The organism is Stenotrophomonas maltophilia group sp. vghtpe118 (assembly GCF_052605195.1).
Map to the genome: position 1 here is coordinate 1962584 of NZ_CP199672.1, position 23381 is coordinate 1985964.

Here is a 23381-nt window from a genome sequence, read left to right on the forward strand (position 1 = left end):
CATGGCCCGGCGCTACCGTTGTCTCCCGCTGGGGTCAGAGCCCTTCCGCAGGAAAGGGATCCGACCCCGCAGATCAGTACTTCCAGGTCAACGCCAGCCTTGCGGTGCGACCCGGCGCCGGCATCACGCCCAGAGCCAGCGGGTCCAGGTAATAGCGGTCGGTCAGGTTGTCCACGCCGGCTTCCACCGACAGCTGGTCGTTGAAGCTCCAGCTGGCGAACAGGTCGACCAAGGTGTTCGGCCGGTACAGCTGTTGGATCGCCGACAGGCCCACGTTCCAGTCCTTGTCCAGCCTGCTGATCGGGCCAGCGTTGTGGACCATGCGGGTGCCGAAGGTCAGGCGCTCGTCGAACAGGCGCGAGCCCAGGATCAGGTTGACTGTGTAGCGCGGCGGGTTCTGGGTGTTGGTGTACGAGCCCTCGAAGCCACCGTCCACGCAGTTGGGCGTATTGGCCAGCTCATCATTCCTGCGCTGCGCACCATAGGCACGACGCTCGGCGGCGATGTCCGGCGCGCAGGTCTTGGCCTTGACATAGTAATGCGCGGACAGGTCGGCGAAGACCTTGCCGCTGTCATAGCTGGACTGGAATTCCATGCCCGAGACCTTGAACTGATCGACGTTGCGGATCAGGCCGGCCGAAAGCGTGCGGTAGTCACGGGTGATCAGGTCGTCGATGCGGGTATCGAAGTACGCCAGCTTCAGCGCCAGGCGGTCGCCAGCGGTAAACAGGTCGTAGCGGAGGGTGCTGGCACCGATTTCCCAGCTGCGCGCGCGCTCCGGCTTCAGCTCACCGACCGGCTTGGCAGCGGTGAACAGGCCCAGCGTGGTCTCGAACAGGCTCGGCAGCTTGGTGCCCTCGGCGTACTTCACGTAGACCAGGGTGTCTTCGCTGAAACGGTAGGCCACGCTGGCGGTAGGCGAGAACGCGGTGTCGCGACGGCGGATCGGCTGCGACCAGCTCCAGCTGACCGGCACTTCCAGATCCTGCGGCTTGCCGGCGTCATAGAAGTTCCACCCACCGATGTCGCCCACCGTGCCCTTCTTGTACGGCGAGGCCAGCAGCGATTCCTGGGTGAAATTGCCATTGGCATCCGGATACCAGTTCAGCAGCGCAATGCGCTTTGCACGCCACGACGGCAGTGCCGGGTTTCCGTTGAGCAGCTCGGTGTAGCGGTACTGGCCCTGCACCTCGTAGGCATCGGGCGTGGCCAGCCGGTTGCGGTCGTGCACGTCCACCCGGTTCCAGCGGCCACCGGCCAGCAGCTCCCAGTGTTCGTCGGGCTGCCACTTCAGCGCGGCCACGGCGCTGTATTCCTTGCGCTCGGCATTACGCAGGAAGCGGTTGTTGACCAGGTCATCGTGCATGATCGGGCCCGAGCTGCCCGGGGCGATGTCTTCGTCGCTGTAGGACAGGCCGTAGTCGAGCGTGAACGCACCGGCGCGGGTGCCGAACGTCGAGGTGTTGCTGGCATCAAGGTTGAAGCGCTTCTGCCGCAGCGGGTTCCGGTAGGCATCCTTGTAGCCGGGATCGCCACTGAAACTGGGCGCGTCGTACCACTCGGTGCGGCGATCGAAGTACCACGGCGTGATGCCGGTCAGGCTGTTGTACATCACGCTGTCGGTGTCGGTGTACGCTGCATTGACGCGCAGGTCGATAAGCTCGCTGTCCGGATCGAAGCGATAGCGCAGGGTGTAGCTGTCCATGTCGACGTGGCCCGGGTCCCACTGCGGGATGCGGTCACGGTCGACGCGGATGATCTGCGAGGCCATGATCTCGCCGGCCGTGCCTTCATAGCGGCGGTAGCCGGCTTCCAGGCTCTGCGTGTCATCGATGCGCCAGGTGCCCTTGAGCAGCGCCGACTTCGAACGCGAGAAGGTATTGAACACTTCGGTACGCGGCGGATTCAGCGGCGCCAGCGTACGACGGGTCTGCGGGAAATCATCGTAGCCGTGCTTGCCGGAGAAGTAGTTGCCGTTGTCCCGGTACGCGTAGGCCGCAACCAGGTCGAAGCGGTCCCAGTGACCGGCACCGGCCACGTTGAAGAACTGGCTGCCGGTGGCGCTGCGATCGGTGCGCGGCGTCGCACTGTAGGACGGCAGGTTGTTGGCACTGCCATTGGCCAGGCCACTGCGCACGCGGACGCCGAAGTCGCGCCCTTCGCGCAGCACGTCACCGATCTTCAGCGTCTCCATCTCGACCACACCGCCGATGCCACCGGAGGCATTGGCCTGCAGGCTCGGGCCCTTGGTGATGGTCAGGCTGGAGATCAGGTCGGGGTCGAGGTAGGTGCGCTGTGACTGGCCCGCATAGCCGCGGTAGGTATCCATGCTGGACTGGCCACCGTCGATGATCACCGGTACGCGGCCCTGGCCCTGGATGCCACGGATGTTGACGTCGAAGCCATTGCCGACGCGCGGATCACCGGCGGTGACACCGGCCACACCCTTGACGATGTCACCGTTGGAGGTGCCGCGGAAGCGCTCCAGATGCGCGCGGTCGAGCGTGGTGGTCGAACCCACGCTGCGGTAGCTGTCGAGCAGGCGTGCTTCATCGTTGTTCGCACCGCTGTCGACGCGGTCGCCGGCCACACGCAGCGTGCCGGTGACGATCACACCGCTGTCGGCCCGCACCGGCGTTGCTGCCTCCAGAGTGACCGCATCGGCGCTGACCCGGCGCACCGCCACGCCACTGCCCTGCAGCAGGTGCTGCAACGCCTGGTTGGCCGACAGGCTGCCGCTGACCGCGTGGGAGGTTGCGCCGTGTGCCAGCGATGCGGGGTACACGACCTGCACGCCGGATTGGCGCATGTAGCTGCGCAGCGCCTCATCCAGCGGTTGTGCAGGAATTTCGAAGCGCAGTACAGCCGCGTGGTCGCTGCGGGCGCTCTGCGCCAGTGCGGGTGGCGTCGTGCTGGCCAGCCCGGCGGCAAGCAACGCAATGCACAGACGGGACGGGCGCAGTACGCGGCCCGAGCGGTGGGAGTCGAACATGGAAGAACCTGTCAGGTAATCGGTGCCGCGAACGCGGCGTCATCCGCAACACGGGCGGACACGGCGACGTACGTGGCGACGGCGGGTACGTTCGCCGGGTAAGACGGCTGGGCACGCGACAACCCCAAGAGCGATTTGCGGTCGCGGGGGGATGCCGACGCGGCGCGGGTGGGTGCCGACCGTTCGTCGGCCGGTGGTAGCGGTGGGTGCCGACCGATGGTCGGCACAGGGACGCTCATCCACGCGAGGCGTGGATCTACTGCACGATGGCGACGCCGAATGGAAGACGAGTAACCTGAAGACCTGCCGTTGCCGCCAGTGCATCCAATGCCTGCTCCGGGCGGTCGATGCGCAACGCAGCACTCACTGCAGGCAGACGTGACAGATCACCGCGCACGAAGGTCGGCCCCGCGCGATAGCGCCCCACCCACTGCACGGCATCGGCGACGCTGGCCTGCTCCAGCAGCAGCTCGCCCTGGCGCCAGGCGCCGACGCTGTCGGCGGTCACGTCAGCCCGTCGCATGACCCCGCCACGTTCAGTGTAGACGGCACGCTGCCCCTGCTGCAGGTAGGTCCAGCCACCGTCGGCCGGGCTGGCCACGCGCACCCTGCCCTGCCCAACCTGGGTTTCCACCCCCTCGTCTCCACGCGCCACGGTGAACGCGGTCGAGATGTCCTCGACCAGGCCATTGCCGGCGCGCACGCTGAAACGCCGCTGTGCATCCGGGCTTACCTCGAACCAGGCGCGCCCGCGCAGCAGCTCGACCTCGCGGGCGTCCGCATCGAAGCGCACGGCAATCGCACTGTCCGCATCCAGCACCGCCCGACTGCCATCGGGCAGCCGCACGTGCTGCACCTGATGCGTGCTGCGATGATCGGACTGCAGGCGCAGCCACGCCTCCGGCCATGCCACCAGCATCGCCAGCATTGCCGCCACAGCCATCGCCCAGCGCAGTCGATGCGGCCCACGCCGTCCGCTGGCCCCGGCGGCCTGTGGGCGCGGCCCGACACTGCGCCACAACGCGCGCTCGTGTTCGAAGGCCCTGCGGTGCCCCGGCTGTTGCAGCCAGTGCTCGAACGCCTGCATGCGTGCATCGCTGATGTCACCCGAGGCCAGCCACGCGATCCAGTCCCGGGCCTGTTCGGCCAGGGCATCGTCATTGGCGGCGGGCTGCATGTTCGGCGGGCTCATCGGCTGGCGGACAGGCGCATTCAAGCGCAAGCGGGGGAACTGGACCGCATCCACGGTCCAGTGATCAAGACGTCTGCGCGAAGGCCAGCCCCAAGCCGGCGCGCTCATCGACCGCTGCGCGCCCAGGCCAGGCGCTGCAGCGCGGAGCGCACATGATTCTCGACGGTGGTCACCGACACCCCCAGGCGGCGTGCGATCTCGGCCTGGGTGAGGCCCTGCAGGCGGTTGAGCCGGAAGATGGTGCGGGTCGGCTCCGGCAGGTGGCCCGCCGCATCGAGCACCCGCTGCAGCTCATCCTGTGCCATGGCCTGCTCCTCGGTGGAGATCACCTCGTCGCCCCCCCACAGGTAGCGGTCGGCCAGCAGCCGGTTGCGGCGGCTCGATTCGCGGCCGTGGTCAGTGGCAAGGTTGGCGGCCAGCCGATACAGATAGGCCCGCGGATTGTCGATCGCCTGGCTGTCATCGACCCCTCGCGCCTTGAACCACACCGCCTGGATCACGTCCTCGGCGCCGTTGTCGCCCCCGAGGATGCGCTGCACCCGGCGCAGCAGCGCGGGCCGCTCGCGGATCAGCAGCTCAGTGAGGGAGGCAGCATTGGAGGACATGCGCGGAGCCGGGACGACAGACGGGAGGCACCGCGCATGCTACTCCGGTAATGCGAATAAGTCACATTCTTGTCTATGCCGGAACTACAGGCAATCAACCAGTGCGTCGTAGGTATTGGCTTTCGTGCCGGGCAGCGGCGCGTGCAACGCATCGAACCCGTCCCCCGTTTCCCACACCTGCAACAGGGTTTCCAGGCGTGTTCCTGTTGCCAGCGGCAGCACGCAGGCATAGCGTCCGCGGTTGACCGTGATCAGGCCGCTGGGCTTTACCCTGGTGTTGCTACCGGCGAAGGTCCATACACACTGGACAACCACCCCCGTGGCCTGTTCCACGGAACAGCGCAGGCGCATAGCCCACAGATTGATGTACTCGCCCTCGCAGAAGGTATCGCCACATACCTCATCGAAGCCACGCACCAGTTGCCGCTCGGCAGCAAGGAAACGCTCGTTGCCGCCCCCCGGGCCGGCGTAATCCCGCGCATCGACGAACGCAGGCGCAGCCTGCGCGACACCGGCGCACGGCAGGCTGACAGACAGCACGCCACACAACAGCCAGCATCTACGGAAGCTCCCCATCAGCCCACCCTCCCCTGCGTGCGCAGGCATTCAGGCAAGCCATCGAAGATGCCGTGGTCAAGCCCAGGCAAAGGCGCGGTCAGGCCGCCCGGCGCTTCCAGGGAGGCGTAGAACGCGTCGACGGGCACCCCGGGCTGCATTTCGACCGGACAGACCCAGCTCCCGTTGTCGATCCGCACGTGTCCCGTGTCGGGCTCAACCTCCAGCTCGCTGGCGGCCACCACCCAGACACAGCGCTGCACGGTGCCGCGGTGGGCGAGCACGGCGCAGCGGAACTCCATCACCCGGTAGTTGCTGTAATCACCTTCACACAAGGTGTCGGCACACCATGCGGCGAATTCGCCGGCCACCGCGTCCTCCAGCGCAAAGGCCCGGTCCCATCCGGCTTCGTCGGAGGGATAGTCGATCAGGTTGACATGCGCCCCGCGCGCAAGCGCAGGCAACGGCGCCAGCAGCAACAAGGCGCAACAGCCCAAGCGGTTCCAGTTCATGGCAAGTCTCCTTGGCAAGGACGTCCAGCCTGCCGCGGGGACCGGGTGGAACCCATCGGGAAACCCCGCCCCATTCGCTCCGCCAGGGGCGGGCGCGCAGGTCGGTCCAGCCCTACCCTGCACAGCGCCCGGCAAAGGCATAAAATGGTGAGCTATCCGTCTATATCCCCACCTGGAGCACACCATGGGCCTGGAACTCGTCTCGCCCGGCAAGAACCCGCCGGAAGAAATCAACGTCATCATCGAGATCCCGAAGGACTCGGAACCGGTGAAGTACGAAGTGGACAAGGAAACCGGCGCGATCTTCGTCGACCGCATCCTGTCCACCCCGATGCGCTATCCGTGCAACTACGGCTACGTGCCGAGCACCCTGTGTGGCGACGGCGATCCGGCCGACGTGCTGGTGGTGCTGCCGCTGCCGCTGGTGCCGGGCTCGGTCGTGCGCTGCCGTCCGGTCGGCGTGCTGAAGATGAGCGATGAGGCAGGCAGCGACGAGAAGATCCTGGCCGTGCCGGTCTCAAAGATCTTCAGCGGCTACGCCCACGTCGAAGACATCGCCCAGGTCTCGAGCCACTGGCTGGAGCGCATTGGCCACTTCTTCGAGCATTACAAGGACCTAGAGAAGGGCAAGTGGGTCAAGCTGGACGGTTGGGGTGGCGCCGCTGAGGCCAAGCAGATCCTGATCGAGGCGCACCAGCGCCATCTCGACAGCAAGGCCTGAGCCTGAACCGCATCGCTCCGGCGATACCCTGCCGGAGCGATGCGGGTCACGTTTCATGACGACGGCACATCACTCTTGCTGCCGTATTAGGTAAATTGCGTCACTTCACACGTCATCGACATCCATCGTCGAGACAGCCAGGGGAACGTGTCGTGCGTATTCTGCTTGTTGGGGATGCAGCCAGCCTGCCGGCTGAGCTGACCGAATTCATTGCCGATCTTGGGGAAGACTGGCAGCCGCTGACCGCCGCCGATGGCCAGACCGCGATGACCGCGGTGGCCACGCAGGGCGTGGACGCGGTGATCGTCTGCCCGCAGTTGCCCGATCTCAATGCCACCACGCTGCTGGGCCAGATCCGGACACTGCGCCCGGAAACCATCCGCATCGCGCTGGTCGATGCACACCATGGCAACCGCCCGCCGCCGGCGCGCCTGATCGGTGTCGCCCACCGCTTCCTGCCGCTGCCGCTGGCGCCGGAAGTGCTGCTGGAGGCATTGACCAGCCTGGAAGAACTGCGCGAAGTGCTGGACAGCCCGCGCCTGCGCGATGCCATCGGCCGTATCGAGAAACTGCCATCGCCACCGCACCTGTACCTGAGCCTGACCCAGGCCCTGGAACATGACGACGATACCGACAGTGCCGATGTGGCCAAGCTGGTCGCCGCCGATCCGGCCATCGCGGCCAAGGTGCTGCAGCTGTCGAACTCGGCTTTCTTCAGCCAGGGCCGCACCATTGCCGACCTGCGCACTGCGGTCACCCGGCTGGGCCTGGCCACGCTGCGTGACCTGGTGCTGGCCAGCGAAGTGTTCTCCGCGCCGACGCTGTCGGCTGCCGAGCGCAACTCACTGCAGCAGCGCGCCCTGCTCGCCTCCCGGCTGGCCGCACGCCTGCTGCCCGAGTCCAGCGCCGAACTGGGGGCGACCGCCGCACTGCTGGCCGACATCGGCCTGCTGCTGCCCGGCGTGCGCAACGAGCGCAGCGAGCCCGCGCTGGCCGGCGATACCCGCCCAGGCCATGCCGAGGCCGGCGCCTACCTGCTGGGCCTGTGGGGCCTGCCGATGCCGATCATCGAAGCGGTGGCCTTCCACCTGCAGCCGCAGCGCGCCAACACCCGCAGCTTCTGGGTGACCGGCGCGGTGCACGTGGCCCTGGCGCTGGTCAATGGCGATCCAGTGGACGAGGACTACCTGCAGCGTGCAGGCGTGCTGAACAAACTTCCGCAATGGCGCGAGCACGCCAATGCACTGATGGGACTGGTGCCCAGCGACGCCTGAGCGTGCTGGATGATGTCCGGACGACAGAGGGCGCACCCACACGGTGCGCCCTTTCCATGTCAGCGGGTACCGCAGGCATCCTGCACGCAACGCCGGTACTGCGACTCGCAGATGACCGGTGACTTGCCACTGGCCAGGCACTGCTGGCGGAACTCTTCGCAATAGAGCCCGCCACCACAGACACCGAGGCCCTGCGCGAACACCGCGCCCACCAGCGTTGCATAGATCAATGCAGCCGCCGATGCCTGGCGCAGCAACGTGTTCTTCATACCCCTCTCCACATGCGAGCGTCCGGTATTGGACCTCCTGACTGTGTCGATTACGACACGACGGGACCGTGACTGCGCTCACCTTCCAACAGTTTCCGGAATTCCCCTACAAAAAAGAGGGCGGACCTAGCGGTCCGCCCTCCTCGTGTTGCTACCGCACTTCGATGGATCAGAAGCGCTGGGTGTACTTCATGTACAGGAAGCGACCCACATCGAAGCCGCCGTAGTAGGCGAACGCCGAGTTCGGAGCCGAGTACTGCAGCGGACCCTTGTGGTCGAACACATTGTTCGCGCCCAGGGCGATCGTCGCATCCCACGGTGCCTTCCAGCTGACCTGCAGGTCGTGGAAGGTGTTGGAGCCGGTGTGACGCAGCGGATCGGTTTCGCCATTGGCCATGTGGTTCGGCGCATCGCACCAGCCATCAGCCAGCGAGATGCAGCTTTCCTTCATGCCGGAGTAGTAGCGCGCGGTGTAGTTCACACCGAAATCGCCGTACTGCCAGTTGACGCCCAGGTTCGAACGCACGCGGAACAGGCCCGGCTCGCCGACGCGGCCGATCATGATGTTGTCACCCGCGCTGTTCTGGCCCTGCTCGTCGTACTTGGCGGTGTAGCTGGTGGTCCAGTCGATGCTGAACTGACCGATGGCCAGTTCCGGCAGGCGGTACTTGATGCCCAGGTCGTAACCTTCGGTTTCCATCTTGCCGAGGTTGGCGGTGCCGTAGGTGATCGCACTGACGTGGCCGTCAGCCGCACGGGTCACGCTCGAGCAACGCTCGGAGTTGCCCAGCACGTAGCAGTCACGCAGGATGCGGTCGACGCTGTCAGCGATGATCATGTCGCTGATTTCGTACTTGTACCAATCCAGCGAGACGTCCAGGCCCTGCACCCAGCGCGGGCTCCACACCAGGCCGAAAGTGGTGCTCTTGGAGGTTTCCGGCTTCAGGTTCGGGTTGGCACCCGAGACGAACTGGTCACCCGACTGGCACGGCAGGGTCGAGCACGGCAGGTTGCCCTGGCCCAGCTGCACATAGTTGGCCGGAGCGCCAGCGGCGGTGCACGCGGCATTGCCGGCAACGCTGCCCGGGGCGTTCACGCCGCACGGATCGATGTACGACTCGAAGCTCGAGCTCAGGCCACCGTACAGGTCGCTGATGGTCGGAGCGCGGAAGCCCTCGGCGTAGGTGCCGCGGACCAGCAGTTCATCCAGCGGACGCCAGGTCAGGCCGAACTTGCTGTTGGTGGTGCCACCGAAGTTGCTGTAGTCCGAGTAACGGCTGGCAACGTTCAGGGTCAGTTCCTTGGCGAAGGCCATGTCGGCCAGCAGCGGCACGTTCAGTTCGAGGTAGACCTCGTTCAGATCGTACTGGCCGCGGGTCGGCTTCTGGCCCAGGCCGGTGGACTGGCCCGACTGCGCGAAGGCGTCCGGCACGTAATTGCCTTCTTCCTTGCGGTGCTCGACACCCAGCGCGAAGCCCAGGTCGCCGGCCGGCAGGGTCACGATGGAACCGGACAGGTTGGCGGTGAAGCTGGTGGTCTTGGTGACGCCGCGGGTGGTGAAGGTCGGGAACAGGAAGTCCTGCAGCTCCTGGTTCGCCAGCGAACCCTGGCCATCAACGCCGTACGGCAGCAGCGGGTTCCACGGGCGGCAGTCGCCCAGGATCGGCTTGGCCGAGGTGCCGCAGCGTGCAACGCCGCCGGCATCGATGAACGACGGGCCCAGGGCCTGGCCTGCAGCGATCAGGCTCATGTCGCCGCGGTTGCTCTTGATCGACTCGTTGCGGTTCCACAGCGCGCCGACGTCCCAGTCGAAGGTCTTGCCGCCCAGCTCGAAGAAGCCGGTCAGGGTCGGAGCGAAGCGCAGGGTCTTGAGCTGGCTGTCAGTGGTACGCGGTACTTCCCACAGGCGGCGACGGAAGCTGACGTCCTGGCCGACCGGGTTGAAGGCGCTCGAACCCTCCAGCGGGGTGCCGAAGGAGTTGGACTGGAACGGGTAGCCGGCGATCTGCTGGAACGTCTGGCGCTCGTTGTAGAGCACGTCGGTGTTCAGGCTGATCGAATCGGTGAAGTCGTACGTGCCGTTGATGTAGACCGACTTGCGCTTCACACCGGTCAGCAGGGTCATCTGCTCGTTGGAGTTGGCGAATTCGTCCGGCGTAATGACATGGTAGTCATTCGGGTTCTTCGGGTTGCCGCCGGCGTTCAGGGTCTTCCAGACAGCCTGCTTGGAGTCGCCGCAGTTGACCTGGGTCGGGTTGCACCAGCTGCCGTTCTGGCTGATCGGGCTCCAGGTGGCCGAGGTCGAGTTCGGACCCAGCGAGCCGTCGCGGCTGTACCAGCGGTCCTTGGCCCACACCGGATCCTGCTTCGAGTACTCGGCCGACAGGGTCAGGCTGCCGCGTTCGCCGCGGGCACCGAGGGTCATCGAATAGGTTTCGGTGTCGCCGTCGCCCTTGCCGTACTGGCCGACGTAGACGTTGGCTTCGCCGCCGTCGAAGTTCTTGCGGGTGATCACGTTGACCACGCCGGCGATGGCGTCAGAGCCGTAGATCGACGAGGCGCCGTCCTTCAGGATTTCGATGCGCTCAACGGCCGACATCGGGATCTGGCTCAGATCCTGGTAGCCCGCAGTGGTTGCGCCCAGACGCTTGCCGTTCATCAGCACCAGGGTGCGCTGGGCGCCCAGGTTGCGGATGTCGACGTAGTAGCCGCCCACGTTCTCGCCCGAAGCCAGCGACTCCGAACGCGAGATGGCCGGGGAGCCGGCCGAGGTCAGGTTGTTCAGCACGTCGGCGACGCTCGAGAAGCCCTGCTTTTCCAGGGATTCGCGGGTCATCGTCAGGATCGGCTGCTGGGTTTCCACCGAGGCGCCGCGGATGCGCGAGCCGGTGACCGAAATGCGGTCCAGGTCGGTGGTGCCCTTTGCTTCCTGCGCCGAAGCAAAGGCCGGCGCCAGCGCCAGCGCAATGCCGGCCGGCAGCAAGCCGAACCGCACTGCGGGATTACGAACGTTCATCTATCTCTCCAAGGTACGTGTTAGCAGCGTGTTAAAACACCCCAGCACGTTACGATTGCGTTGCAGCGCTGTATTTGCGCGAACCAACCGGAGACTTTGCGGATTGTGGCGGGAGCAAGCCGCCGTTCTCCCTGAAGCGCGATGCGGACTGGCCGTAGCGGGCGCGGAACGCACGCGCGAAGCTGCAGCAGTTGTCGAAACCGCTGGCGGCAGCGACCTCGCCCACCATCATGTCGGTGTCGCGCAGCAGATCAGCGGCGCGTTCGAGGCGCAGTCGTGCCGAAAGCGACTGCGGGCTTTCCTCGTACAGGCTCTGGAAGGTCTTGGACAGGTACCAGCTGGAGAAGTTGGTCAGCTCGGCCAGTTCGCCGATGCGCACCACCCGGTGGCTGTTGCCTTCCAGATAGAGGCGCGCGCGCTGCATGCGGCCGAACACCTGGCGCTTGCGGCTGCGCGAGCGGCCCGGGCAGCGCTGCACGTTGTCGGCCAGGCCACGCTGCAGGCCCGCGAGGTGCAGCAGCAGCGGGCGCAGGGCCTGCGCCGGCTGGCCGCTGGCCAGCGCATCGCGCCACAGGCGCAGCGCCACGCGGGCATCAGTACGGTTCATCCGGCCACGACCTGCATACAGGCCGCAGTCGGCCATCTCGGTCAGCACGCGAAGCGCTTCGATGTTCAGGTTCAGGCCGACGCACAACCCGTTGCGACCGGCCTGCACCAGCGGCCGCGATTCCTTCTCGAAGGCGATCCACTCGCCCTGGCGCAGGCGGAAGCGCCCTTCCTTGGCCTCGACCCACGAGCTGCCACGCACCTGCATCCAGACAGTGAAGCTGGAGCCGGCGGTCTGCAGGCTGCCCAGCCGGGCCACGCCCAGGCAGGTCGGTGCGACGTCGTCGAGCGACCGGTCCAGGGAAACAGTTTGGCCGCGATCGGCCAGCGAGAGTTGACGCATGGGGGCACCACGGATTTGCCTAGTACAGGACTCCGTTTTGCCAAATCAGGCGGCACTGCGTCAGGAAGGTCCGACGAGATCGCCACGAATTCGCGACGAGATCCCGACGAAGAAATTACGAAGGCCCATTTCCCTTGAACAACAACAACTTGGAGAATGCGGGGAACAGTGCAGGCGGGCGTTCGGGCAACCGCATCACGCCGATGTCAGCGCCATCGCTGACCGCCATCGCCACGAACAGGTCCTTTCCGTCGGCGCTGGCACTGAGCCCGTTGCCGGCGCTGAGCCGTTCTGCGTCCAGGCAACGTTCCGGCTCCTCGCGGCCGGGCTGGATGCGCACGAAGGTGGTGCCACACGTGGTCGAGGTACCGAGGTAGCCGATGCCGCTGTTGCCGGTCACGGTCCAGGCCCGGTATCGCCAGCGGCTGGGCCGGTCATCGCTGATCTGCTGCACGCTGGCCGGGGACAACGCGGCATCCGCCGACCACAGGCCACCGGCGGCCAAGCGGGTGAACAACACGCGGCCACTGCTCCGGTCAAAGCGCGCCTGGGACACCCCATCGATGCTGGCCAATCGGCGCCAGGGCTGGACGCTGCGATCGAACAGGCTCAACCGCGTGCGCTGGTCGGCATCGCGCTCGACCACAAACAGCTGCTGCGGCGAGGCGCCATACAGCGCCTGCAACGGCTGTTCGGCCGGAACCGGCAAGGGTTGCAGGCGTTCATCGCGTGGCGCGATTTCATAGAGCACCGTGCGCCCATGCGCATCGCGGCCAACCACGAGCAACTGCCGGCTGTCGGCCGACCAGTCAGGCGCCTGCCGCGCTTCCGGCCGCAGCCCTTCGATGGGACGCAGCGAATCCGGTCGCTGCATGTCCGCCCACCACAGGGCGAAGCTGCCGGAACGATCGGAGGTGAAGACCAGCTGGCGGCCATCAGGCGCTGCCATCGGCTGCCCATCGCGGCCACTGGAGGCGAACAGTCGCTCGGGCGTGCCGCTGCCCTGCATCGGCACCTTGAACACGCCGAACTGCGCGCGCCGGTGGACGAACGCCAGCATGCCACCGCGTCGCGACACCGCTGGCCACTGCGCATCATCCAGGCCGGCATCGCGCAACGTGTGCCGCTCGACGTCCAGGTAATAGAGCCGCGCCTCGCTGTCGACGCGGCGACCGAAGACGATGGTGCGGCCATCGTCCAGCCAGGCCCAGCCGCGCAGCTCTGCCGCTTCGTTGGTCAACTGCTCCGGCGTGCCGCCCGCAGCGGGCACCCGCCACAGATCACCCAGCTGCGGGTTGCGCACGAACACCAGCCATTGCCCATCGGGCGAATACCGCGGTGCGTAGTCGAAGTCATCTTCATCGACGCTGTAGGCCAGCGCGCGCCACTGGCCACTGGCCAGGTCCAGCACACGGATGCCACGGTGCGCGTAGCGACCGACCATGCTGCCGAACACCAGGCCACGCCCATCTGGCGTCCAGTCGAAACTGAGCAGCTCCGTGCCATCGCAGCGTGTGGCCTGGCGCAGTGCGCCACCGGTGGCGCTGGCGATCAGTACCTGGCAGCCGCCGTCGGCGGAGAACCGCGCGAAGGCGATTTCGCGACCATCCGGCGACCAGTTCGGGAAGCGATCGACGGCACCGGCCGGTGGCGCCAGCAACTGGCGCGCCGGAGCGTTACCGGAGGTCTGCAGCTTGATCGCGCCACCGCCGTTGCCATCCTCGTTGGCGCCCTCATAGGCCACCAGCGAACCGTCCGGTGACAGCGTGGGGTAGGTTTCAAAGCCGCTGGTCGCGGTGATCAACCGATACGGCCGCTGCGGGCTGCCGATCACCCGCGTACCGTTCTCCACGGCAGCCTCCACCGGCGAGCTGCCGGCCGGTGCACGACGCAGCAGCAGCGTGGTCAACACCAGCAGCATGGCCAGCATCAACACGCCCAGCACCAGCAGCACGCGCCGACGGATATGGCGCCAGCGGCGGCGCGCTGCCTGTGGATGCGCAGGCAACGCAGCAGTGGTCACCGGCTGCGCGGTCATGCCTTCGTCGTCGCGGACGCCTGCGACCACGGGCTCGGCATCGTCCAGCACCTGCACCGGGACCAGAAGCCGATAGCCTGTCTTGGCGATGGTTTCGATGTAGGCCTGGCCGTTGTCGTCGTCGTTGCTGAACGCCTTGCGCAGCTGGGTGACGGCCTGGGTCAGCACATCGTTGGTCGGCAGCGTGTCCGGCCATACCTCGGCGAACAACTCGTCGCGGGTGACAACGCGGCCCGGCTGCCGCAGCAGCACGCGCAGCACGCCCAGCGCCTTCGGCGTCAGCCGGCGCGGGCGACGCGCGCCGACGACCTCGACTTCGCGCGAGGACAGAGTGACGGTGCACTCTCCTATCCGTATCCGATCGGATACCGGGGGCTGGATTTCGCTGCTGTTCATTTTCTGCTACACAGTAGAGACAGGTCCCGGGCAGTGTTTGCCTTCGATACCGCCCCGTCCTGGGAACAGCGAAAAGCCAGACTCCGCACAAAGCATCGGCGCATACCGCAAAAACAATCGAGCGCGCGAATACTAGCCTATGCAAGTTACCTCGCCTATCGCGTGGTCGACATCAGGCTCTCTCTCGCCGACGCATTCACATAATTTGCGACATCATTCGCGCCCTATCGGGCGCGAAATTTTTATCTGGCGTTCATTTTCACATGCGCCGCAACATGGTCAATCCGACCAGCCGCGAAACCACCAAAGCCACGTACATCACGCCGGAAAACTGCTCCAGCATGACCAGTGCGCGTGCCTGTGGATGCAACGGCACGACGTCACTCAAGCCGACGCCAGACAGCAAGCTGAAGCTGAGATAAAGCAGCTCCATCCAACTGCGCTGCGCGCCTCCACCGGTGCCCTGGAAGCTGCCCGGGTACCACTGCTGGCATACCGCGAATGCGAACGCAAATGCCCATGCAAGCAAGGTGAATGTCGCGCCTGCGGCGAACAGTTCGTCGCGGGTGACCTTGTGGTCCTGGAGCATGTAGGCGATCAGCGCGCCGGCCGTGTAGAAGTACAGCAGGCTCTCCAGCAACTGCGCGGTGGTCAGCAATGCGCTGCGGTCGAGCAATGCACCGGCCAGCGAGAACACCACCGACGGGAGGGCCAGCACCAGTGCCAGCCAGGTGCCCAGCGGGCTGCGCTGCACCACCCACAGCGCCAGGCCCAGTACCGCCATGCCGAACATGCCCAGCGCCGCGCGGCCGGCAGCGGTGTCATCCAGCGCGGGGTACAGCAGCACCGCGATCAACTGGGCACCCAGCAGCCAGGCCGAAGGATGACGGCGGGCGATGGCCAGCCAACGGGTGGTCATGGCAACAGGCATGGTGTCCTTTCCCCAGGGTGGTGCGCGGAGCATAGCCGGGAGAGGCGTGATGAGCGGTGGTGCCGGCCGCTGGCCAGCACTCCTTCTGGTTCCGTGCACGACGCAATGCCGGCCAGTGGCCGGCCCTAGCCGTTACTCATCACCCCTGGCGGTAGACCTCGGCCCCGCCAGCACGGAACTCCTGCGACTTCTCCTTCATGCCAGCCTCTGCGTAGTCGCGCACGTCCTGAGTGATCTTCATCGAACAGAAGTGCGGGCCGCACATCGAACAGAAGTGGGCCAGCTTGTGCGCGTCCTTCGGCAGCGTCTCGTCGTGGAATTCCTTGGCCTTTTCCGGATCCAGTCCGAGATGGAACTGGTCCTCCCAGCGGAACTCGAATCGCGCCTTGCTCAATGCGTTGTCGCGAACCTGCGCGCCCGGATGGCCCTTGGCCAGGTCGGCTGCATGCGCGGCAATGCGATAGGCCATGATGCCGTCGCGCACGTCCTGGCGATTGGGCAGGCCGAGATGCTCCTTCGGCGTCACGTAACAGAGCATGGCCGTGCCGAACCAGCCGATCATCGCCGCGCCGATCGCGCTGGTGATGTGGTCGTAGCCCGGTGCGATATCGGTGGTCAACGGCCCCAGCGTATAGAACGGCGCCTCGCCGCACTCACGCAGCTGCTTGTCCATGTTCTCCTTGATCAGCTGCATCGGCACGTGGCCGGGGCCCTCGATCATGGTCTGCACGTCGTGCTTCCAGGCAATCTTCGTCAGCTCGCCCAGCGTTTCCAACTCACCGAACTGCGCGGCGTCGTTGGCATCGGCGATGCAACCCGGGCGCAGGCCATCGCCCAGCGAGAAGGTCACGTCGTAGGCCTTCATGATTTCGCAGATCTCTTCGAAATGCGTGTAGAGGAAATTCTCCTTGTGATGCGCCAGGCACCACTTGGCCATGATCGAGCCCCCGCGGCTGACGATGCCGGTCACCCGCTTGGCGGTGAGTGGCACGTAGCGCAGCAGCACGCCGGCGTGGATGGTGAAGTAGTCCACGCCCTGCTCGGCCTGCTCGATCAGGGTGTCGCGGAAGATTTCCCAGGTCAGTGCCTCGGCGCGGCCATCAACCTTTTCCAGCGCCTGGTAGATCGGCACGGTACCAATGGCCACCGGCGAGTTGCGGATGATCCATTCACGGGTCTCATGGATGTGCTTGCCGGTGGACAGATCCATCACCGTGTCGCCGCCCCAACGGATCGCCCACACCAGCTTTTCCACTTCCTCGGCGATGCCGGAAGATACGGCGCTGTTGCCGATGTTGGCGTTGATCTTGGTAAGGAAGTTGCGGCCGATGATCATCGGCTCGCTTTCCGGATGGTTGATGTTGTTGGGCAGCACCGCGCGGCCGCGCGCGATTTCATCCCGCACGAACTCCGGGGTGATGATCTTCTGGATCGAGGCGCCGAACGCCTCGCCCGGATGCTGCTGCAGCAGGCCCGCATCGCGGATCGCTTCCAGCCGCTGGTTCTCGCGGATGGCAACGAACTCCATTTCCGGGGTGATGATGCCGCGGCGCGCGTAGTGCATCTGGGTGACGTTCGCGCCTGCCCGTGCACGACGCGGCAGGCTGCGCGCGGGGAAGCGCACGGCATCAAGCTTCGGGTCATGCTCGCGATCACGCCCGAACGACGAACTCAGGCCTTCGAGCTGCTCGGTATCGCCACGTTCCTCCACCCAGCCGCGACGCAGTGCCGGCAGGCCGGCGGACAGATCGATACGCACGCCCGGATCGGTGTAGGGGCCGGACGTGTCGTAGACCGTGACCGGTGCATTCTCTTCGCCGCCGAACAGCGTCGGGGTGCGGGTCAACGGGATCTCCCGCATCGGCACCTGCAGATCCGGGCGCGAACCGGGCACGTGGATCTTGCGTGAGCCGGGAATGGGCCGGGTCACGGATTCGGAGAGTTGCTGGGCCTGTTGCTGCAGGGCGGAGAGCTGTGCGTTCATCGGGCATCGTCCAGGAAGGTCAGGGACGAAGCGGCGGCGCACTGCGACCGCGCCCGGACGGTCCTTGGGCGGAGTCCGGGAATGGCTGCATTGCAAAGCTTCCCTACGCCGGTATGAGCCGGATCAGGTTCCAAGGGACTGTCTCAACCGTGGCCACATGGCCGCGGTACCCCCGCTTCTTGGCGTGCATTAGAGCATAGACCGCCCGCCTCCGGAGTTGCCCCCAATCGCCGTTCGTTAACGGAATCATGACGTCCCGTTCAGTAACTTGCACGCGCATCGTGTCGCTGCGACCGGTGCTTCCCTTGCCGCCCCTGCGGCCCCTGCCCGGTTCCGCTGTATACCGCCGGCCCTTCGCTGCAAGCTCTGCTCGCTCCCCTCAATCCCTTGATCGGAGAAGCTCCTTCATGGTGTTTCGTGTTTCCATCGCACTGGTTCTGATGCTGGTGCTGCTTGCCGGTATTGCACCCGGCCCCTTCAATACCGTGGTGCAGAGCATCCTCGGCGAGCTCATCCGCGGCATCGGCTGGCTGTACCTGCTGGTCGTGTTCCTGGCCCTGGTATTCCTGATGTACCTGGCCTTCGGTCGCTTCGGCAACCTGCGCATCGGCGGCGAAGACGCCGAGCCGGAGTTCTCGCGGGCCAGCTGGATGTCGATGCTGTTCGCCGCCGGCATGGGCATCGGCCTGGTGTTCTGGGGCGCCGCCGAGCCCATTTCGCACTTCAGCAAGCCACCGGAAGGGCTTGCTCCGCAAAGCCTGGACGCGGCACGCGCCTCGATGCGCTATGCATTCTTCCACTGGGGCCTGCACCCGTGGGCCATCTACGCGCTGATCGGGCTGGCAATGGCCTGGTTCCAGTTCAACCGCAACGGCCGTGGCCTGGTCAGCGACATGCTGCAGCCGATCATCGGCCGCCACCATCGCGGCTGGATCGGTCGGGTGGTCAACATCGCTGCAGTGGTCGCCACCGCGATCGGTGTCGCGACGACGCTGGGCTTCGGCACCATCCAGATCGCCGCCGGCATCGAGCGCGTGTTCGGCGTGCAGGCTACCGTCCCAGTGCAGATGACCATCATTGCCGTCGCCTTCGTGCTGTATATGGCGTCCACCGCCAGTGGCGTGGAGCGGGGTGTGAAGTGGCTGTCCAATTTCAACCTGGCGTTGGCTGCCCTGCTGGCAGCCATCCTGCTCGTGCTGGGGCCGACCGGCTTCATCTTCGATACATTCACCACCACGCTGGGCTCCTACCTCAACCAGCTGGTGACAATGAGCCTGCGCATGTCACCGTTCTCCGGCAGCACCTGGGTGGCGGACTGGACAATCTTCTACTGGGCCTGGTGGATCTCGTGGGCACCGTTCGTGGGCTCATTCATCGCACGCATCTCGCGCGGCCGCAGCGTGCGCGAGTTCGTGATTGGCGTAGTGCTCGCGCCGACGCTGCTGGGCTTCTTCTGGTTCGCGGTGTTCGGCGGCACCGCGCTGTGGGCACAGATCTTCGGCCATGCCGACCTGGTGCAGGCGCTGGGCAATGGCTACGAGACGGTGCTGTTCACGCTGTTCGACAGCATGCCGCTGCCGTTGCTGCTGTCGTGCATCGCACTGGTACTGCTGATGATCTTCTTCGTAACTTCGGCCGACTCGGCGGTACTGGTTCTGGCCAGCATGTCCACTGACGAAGCAGGCGATCCTCCGTTGAAGCGCAAGCTGGCCTGGGGCATCGCGGTGGCGTTGATCGCAGCGGCGTTGCTGCTGGCCGGTGGCCTGGATGCACTGCAGGGCATGATCACGATTGCGGCGTTGCCATTCGCGCTGCTGATGGTGCTGGTGATGGTGTCGCTGTACCGCGTGCTCGACCAGGAGTACACGCGTGAGCGACGGCAGGCGCAGCGCCAGCGGCACATGATCGATGCGTGGATCGCACGCGAGATGGCGGCGCAGGAGGAGACGCAGGCCGAGGCCGCACGCGCGCACGATCAGGATTGAGGGTGTTTTGCAGCCTGCGGCTGCACCGCTTTTTCAAGCAAGTGCAAGTGCAAGTGCAAGTGCAGAAGCCAAGGCGGCTCTGGGCTTCTGCTTGCTTGACGGGGAGGGGGCAGATGGCGGGACACGCCGCAAGTACGTCCCTGTAGGCTCGGCCACGGCATCCATGCCGTGGACGGTCCCGCCATCTGCCCCCTCCCCGCCTCCGACGATCTCCCAGTGACGGCAGTAGATCCACGCCATGCGTGGATCAGGTGTATCGGAAAACAAGAAGGGGTCGGCTCCGTTTTCCTTCGGAAAACGGATCCGACCCCAACCCACAGCGCGCGGCTGTTGCTGTTGCCTTTGCTCTTGATCTTCTTCCTTCTCTTCCGTGGCTGACGCGCACGGAAATTTTCGGGGGGCGTGCGGGTGGGAGTGGCGGGGGTATCCGCGCCATGGATGGCGCGGCTAAGCCTACAAGGACGTATTTACGGCGTCCCCCGACACTCCCACCCGCACGCCCCAGCGCATGAACCTGCTCCAGCGCTCAGCCGCGAGGGGGCTCAGCCCGGTGGCCGGTAAACCTCAGTACCCCGCCGCCTGCCCATCCTTTCGGCTCTCCGAAGCCCCGTAGTAAACCCCGGTCTCGGGATCGCGCATGATCGCCTGGTAACCGCCATACGGCCCATCTGCGAACACGATGCGATGCCCCTTGCGCATCAGCGCACGCACTGTTTCATATGGGAAGCCGGTTTCCAGATTCACTTCACCACCGTCGGTCATCGCCGTGGCTTGGCCGGTCGGCTCGGTCGAGCCTTCATGCTGGATGCGCGGTGCGTCACCGGCTTCCTGCAGGTTCATGCCGAAGTCCACCAGGTTCATCACGATCTGCGCATGGCCCTGCGGTTGCATCGCACCGCCCATCACGCCGAAGCTGGCATACGGCTTGCCACCCTTGGTGATGAACCCCGGAATGATCGTCTGGAAGGGGCGCTTGCCCGGTGCGTATCCGTTGGGATGGTTCTTCTGCAGCACGAACATCTCGCCGCGGTCCTGCAGGATGAAGCCCAATCCCGGCGGCGCCATGCCGCTGCCCATGCCGCGGTAATTGGACTGGATCAACGAGACCATCATGCCGTCGGCGTCGGCCACGGTCATGTAGATCGTGTCGCCTTCCTCCAGCTGCTTCGGTGTGCCTGGCTGCACTTCCTTCAAGGCCTTGTCCATCGAGATCAGCGCCCGGCGCTGCGCGGCGTACTCCTTGGAGATCAGCTTCTGCACCGGCGCCGGCTGGAATGCCATGTCGGCGTAGAAGCGCGCACGGTCGGCGAAGGCCAGCTTCTTCGCTTCGACGAACAGGTGCACGTGCTCGGGTGAGCCGAACGGAATCTTTGAAAAGTCGTAGCCTTCCAGCACGTTGAGAATCTGCAGCGCAGCGATGCCCTGGCTGTTCGGTGGCAGCTCCCACACGTCGTAGCCACGGTAGTTGCTGCTGACCGGTTCGACCCACTCTCCGTGGTGGTCGGCCATGTCCTGGTAGCTCAGGTAACCGCCGTTGGCCTTGAAGTAATCGCCGATGGTGTGGGCGATCTCGCCCTTGTAGAACGCATCACGACCGCCGTCGGCGATCTTCTGCAGGGTGCTGGCCAGGTTCGGGTTCTTCCACATCTCGCCCTTGCGTGGAGCATGGCCGTTGATCGTGAACTGCTCCTTGAAGCCCGGGTACTGCGACAGCTTCGGCACCGAGCGATCCCAGTAGTAGGCAATCACCTCTGCCACCGGGTGCCCTTCGCGGGCGTAACGGATGGCCGGCGCCAGGTTGTCGGCCATCGGCTTGCGGCCGAAGCGATCGTGCAGGGCGAACCAGCCGTCGACCGCACCGGGCACAGACACCGGCAGCGGGCCGGTGGCCGGGATGTCCTTCAGGCCGCGGCGCTGGAACTCAGCCAGGGTGAGCGACTTCGGCGAGCGGCCCGAGCCGTTGTAGCCGTAGAGCCTCTGCGTCTTTGGGTCCCAGACGATGGCGAACAGGTCGCCACCGATGCCGTTGCCGGTCGGCTCCATCAGGCCGAGCGCGGCATTGGCCGCGATCGCCGCGTCGACTGCCGAGCCTCCGCCCTTCATCACGTCCAGCGCGATCTGGGTGGCCAGCGGCTGCGAGGTAGCCGCCATCGCATGCGGGGCGATCACCTCCGAACGGGTGGCGAAGGTGTGGCCGGTGATGCGGTCGGCGGCGATGGACAGTGCAGGCACGACAGCCAGCACGGCGGCGGCGAGCAGGGAGCGGGCAAGGCGTCGGGACACGGTCGGGTTCCGGTGGAAGGCTGATCGCCTGATCTTCGCCGCTGCGGCCTTCATGCGGTATCGGGCAGAGGTCATGGGCGATGGCCTTTCGGTGGGTGCCGACCAAGGTCGGCCCCACCAAGGCGAACAGCGACCCGGAATCCGCGCAAAAAGCGTATTGAAAGGAGTGAATTCGGGTTCACTGAAACACTTTCAGTGGCAACCATCCTTGTGCCGCAAGCGATTTAGCTGGACTCACTGGAAACCGATAAAAAAACTGTCGTGAGGGTTGACACCGCCAAAACGCCTGTGTTTCTCTCGATCGCATGTTGCATCACAACACGCCACCGCGAACCCACATTGAAGCCGCCGCCATCGGCGCCGCCTCGCTGCGTTCGATTCTTGTGCTCGTACTTATTACCCAACCCACAGGTGCGGGACGAGCCAGCGTGTAAGCAACAGACACACCGGAACTCTTCAAAAACCCGCACCCGCCCCGGTGCGGGTTTTTTCATTTCAGAACCTGGTTTCAGACGCAACCACCATGACCAACGCTCATCGCACAACCCGGACCTGCAGCACCATGCCTCGTGGTGGCTGTGCCTGTGCGATGCGCGGCGCCCCCTCCACCGCTTTCCCCTGACCGGCCGGCACGTCACCTCGACGACCGGCCGTTCTTTTTTCTTCCCACCGCAAGGAACCTCCCCCATGAGCACCAACGACCTGCCCCAGACCAAGATCGCCGTCGTCGGCTACGGCAGCCAGGGCCGCGCCCACGCACTGAACCTGCGCGAATCCGGCTTCGACGTGGTGGTAGGCCTGCGTCCGGGCGGCCCGACCGAAGCCAAGGCCCAGGCCGATGGATTCACCGTGGTGGCGCCCGCCGATGCGGTGAAGGACGCCGACCTGGTCGCCGTGCTGACCCCGGACATGGTGCAGAAGAAGCTCTACAACGATGTGCTGGCGCCGAACATGAAGCAGGGGGCGTGCCTGCTGTTCGCCCACGGCCTGAACGTGCACTACGGCATGATCGAGCCGCGCGCCGATCTGGACGTCGTGCTGGTCGCGCCGAAGGGCCCGGGTGCGCTGGTGCGCCGTGAGTACGAGATCGGCCGTGGCGTGCCGTGCATCTGGGCGGTCTACCAGGACGTCAGCGGCAAGGCCGCGCAGCATGCCCAGGCCTATGCGGCCGGCCTCGGCGGTGCCCGCGCCAACCTGATCCAGACCACCTTCAAGGAAGAGACCGAGACCGATCTGTTCGGCGAGCAGGCGGTGCTGTGTGGTGGTGCGTCGGCGCTGGTGCAGGCCGGTTTCGAGACCCTGGTGGAAGCCGGCTACCAGCCGGAGATCGCCTACTACGAAGTACTGCACGAGCTGAAGCTGATCGTCGACCTGTTCTATGAAGGCGGCATCTCGCGCATGCTGGAATTCATCTCCGAGACCGCGCAGTACGGCGACTACGTCAGCGGCCCGCGCGTGATCGACGCCGGCACCAAGGCACGCATGAAGGAAGTGCTGAAGGACATCCAGGACGGCACCTTCACCAAGAACTGGGTGGCCGAGTACGAAGCGGGCCTGCCGAACTACAACAGGTTCAAGCAGGCCGACCTGGAGCACCCGATCGAGAAGGTGGGCAAGGAACTGCGCGCCAAGATGGTCTGGTTGCAAGGACAGGCCGCGTAACCGCGCGGCCCTCCCCC

At 65.6% G+C, this 23381-nt stretch carries 16 protein-coding genes and 1 riboswitch; of the genes, 4 read left to right on the forward strand and 12 right to left on the reverse strand.

Annotated features, from left to right (window positions below; all coding sequences use genetic code 11):
* Positions 1–73: 73 nt before the first annotated feature.
* The 5 genes from ACUDTM_RS09070 to ACUDTM_RS09090 form a co-directional block, all read right to left on the reverse strand.
* Positions 74–2992 carry a TonB-dependent receptor domain-containing protein gene (locus ACUDTM_RS09070; protein WP_445391277.1) on the reverse strand — a complete coding sequence of 973 codons (2919 nt, stop codon included), beginning with the start codon at positions 2990–2992 and terminating at the stop codon, positions 74–76.
* Positions 2993–3248: 256 nt separating this feature from the next.
* A complete protein-coding gene (locus tag ACUDTM_RS09075) occupies positions 3249–4184 on the reverse strand; it encodes a FecR family protein (RefSeq protein WP_227837590.1) in 936 nt (311 codons plus the stop codon).
* Positions 4185–4288: 104 nt separating this feature from the next.
* The gene (locus ACUDTM_RS09080) at positions 4289–4789 is read right to left on the reverse strand and encodes an RNA polymerase sigma factor (RefSeq protein ID WP_088497628.1); all 501 of its coding nucleotides are present in this window, start codon (positions 4787–4789) and stop codon (positions 4289–4291) included.
* An 84-nt stretch (positions 4790–4873) separates the two neighbouring features.
* Positions 4874–5329, reverse strand: coding sequence for a hypothetical protein (locus ACUDTM_RS09085; protein ID WP_080376950.1), 456 nt, complete (start codon positions 5327–5329; stop codon positions 4874–4876).
* A gap of 35 nt (positions 5330–5364) precedes the next feature.
* Positions 5365–5856, reverse strand: a complete 492-nt coding sequence (locus ACUDTM_RS09090) for a hypothetical protein (protein ID WP_088497630.1) — start codon at positions 5854–5856, stop codon at positions 5365–5367.
* Between the two features lie 184 nt (positions 5857–6040).
* Here ACUDTM_RS09090 and ppa point away from each other — a divergent pair, with 184 nt between their 5' ends.
* Positions 6041–6577, forward strand: a complete 537-nt coding sequence (gene ppa / locus ACUDTM_RS09095) for an inorganic diphosphatase (RefSeq protein ID WP_005410935.1) — start codon at positions 6041–6043, stop codon at positions 6575–6577.
* 152 nt (positions 6578–6729) lie between these two features.
* Positions 6730–7851: an HDOD domain-containing protein gene (locus ACUDTM_RS09100; protein ID WP_049413685.1), complete on the forward strand. Its 1122-nt coding sequence runs from the start codon at positions 6730–6732 to the stop codon at positions 7849–7851.
* A 59-nt stretch (positions 7852–7910) separates the two neighbouring features.
* Here the strand turns inward: ACUDTM_RS09100 and ACUDTM_RS09105 are convergent, their stop codons facing one another.
* The 6 genes from ACUDTM_RS09105 to thiC form a co-directional block, all read right to left on the reverse strand.
* On the reverse strand, positions 7911–8120 hold the full coding sequence (locus tag ACUDTM_RS09105) for a hypothetical protein (RefSeq protein ID WP_014648325.1): 210 nt from the start codon (positions 8118–8120) through the stop codon (positions 7911–7913).
* Between the two features lie 169 nt (positions 8121–8289).
* Positions 8290–11136: a TonB-dependent receptor gene (locus ACUDTM_RS09110; protein WP_061479548.1), complete on the reverse strand. Its 2847-nt coding sequence runs from the start codon at positions 11134–11136 to the stop codon at positions 8290–8292.
* A gap of 49 nt (positions 11137–11185) precedes the next feature.
* Complete coding sequence (locus ACUDTM_RS09115; RefSeq protein ID WP_053497516.1) at positions 11186–12085, reverse strand: helix-turn-helix transcriptional regulator; 900 nt, start codon at positions 12083–12085, stop codon at positions 11186–11188.
* Positions 12086–12200: 115 nt separating this feature from the next.
* Positions 12201–14519, reverse strand: coding sequence for a winged helix-turn-helix domain-containing protein (locus ACUDTM_RS09120; protein ID WP_445391278.1), 2319 nt, complete (start codon positions 14517–14519; stop codon positions 12201–12203).
* A gap of 259 nt (positions 14520–14778) precedes the next feature.
* On the reverse strand, positions 14779–15450 hold the full coding sequence (locus ACUDTM_RS09125) for an ion channel (protein WP_188240630.1): 672 nt from the start codon (positions 15448–15450) through the stop codon (positions 14779–14781).
* 139 nt (positions 15451–15589) lie between these two features.
* Positions 15590–17434 (reverse strand): phosphomethylpyrimidine synthase ThiC, encoded by a 1845-nt coding sequence (gene thiC, locus ACUDTM_RS09130; RefSeq protein WP_445391279.1) that lies wholly within the window; start codon positions 17432–17434, stop codon positions 15590–15592.
* Positions 17435–17516: 82 nt separating this feature from the next.
* Positions 17517–17618: riboswitch (TPP riboswitch) on the reverse strand.
* A 223-nt stretch (positions 17619–17841) separates the two neighbouring features.
* Between thiC and ACUDTM_RS09135 the strand changes: the two genes are divergently transcribed.
* The gene (locus ACUDTM_RS09135; RefSeq protein WP_069139241.1) at positions 17842–19419 is read left to right on the forward strand and encodes a BCCT family transporter; all 1578 of its coding nucleotides are present in this window, start codon (positions 17842–17844) and stop codon (positions 19417–19419) included.
* A 564-nt stretch (positions 19420–19983) separates the two neighbouring features.
* Here ACUDTM_RS09135 and ggt read toward each other — a convergent pair.
* Complete coding sequence (ggt, locus tag ACUDTM_RS09140; RefSeq protein WP_445391280.1) at positions 19984–21702, reverse strand: gamma-glutamyltransferase; 1719 nt, start codon at positions 21700–21702, stop codon at positions 19984–19986.
* A gap of 687 nt (positions 21703–22389) precedes the next feature.
* On the opposite strand from ggt, the gene ilvC reads away from it, so the two are divergent.
* Complete coding sequence (gene ilvC, locus ACUDTM_RS09145) at positions 22390–23364, forward strand: ketol-acid reductoisomerase (protein ID WP_188240627.1); 975 nt, start codon at positions 22390–22392, stop codon at positions 23362–23364.
* Positions 23365–23381: the final 17 nt, after the last annotated feature.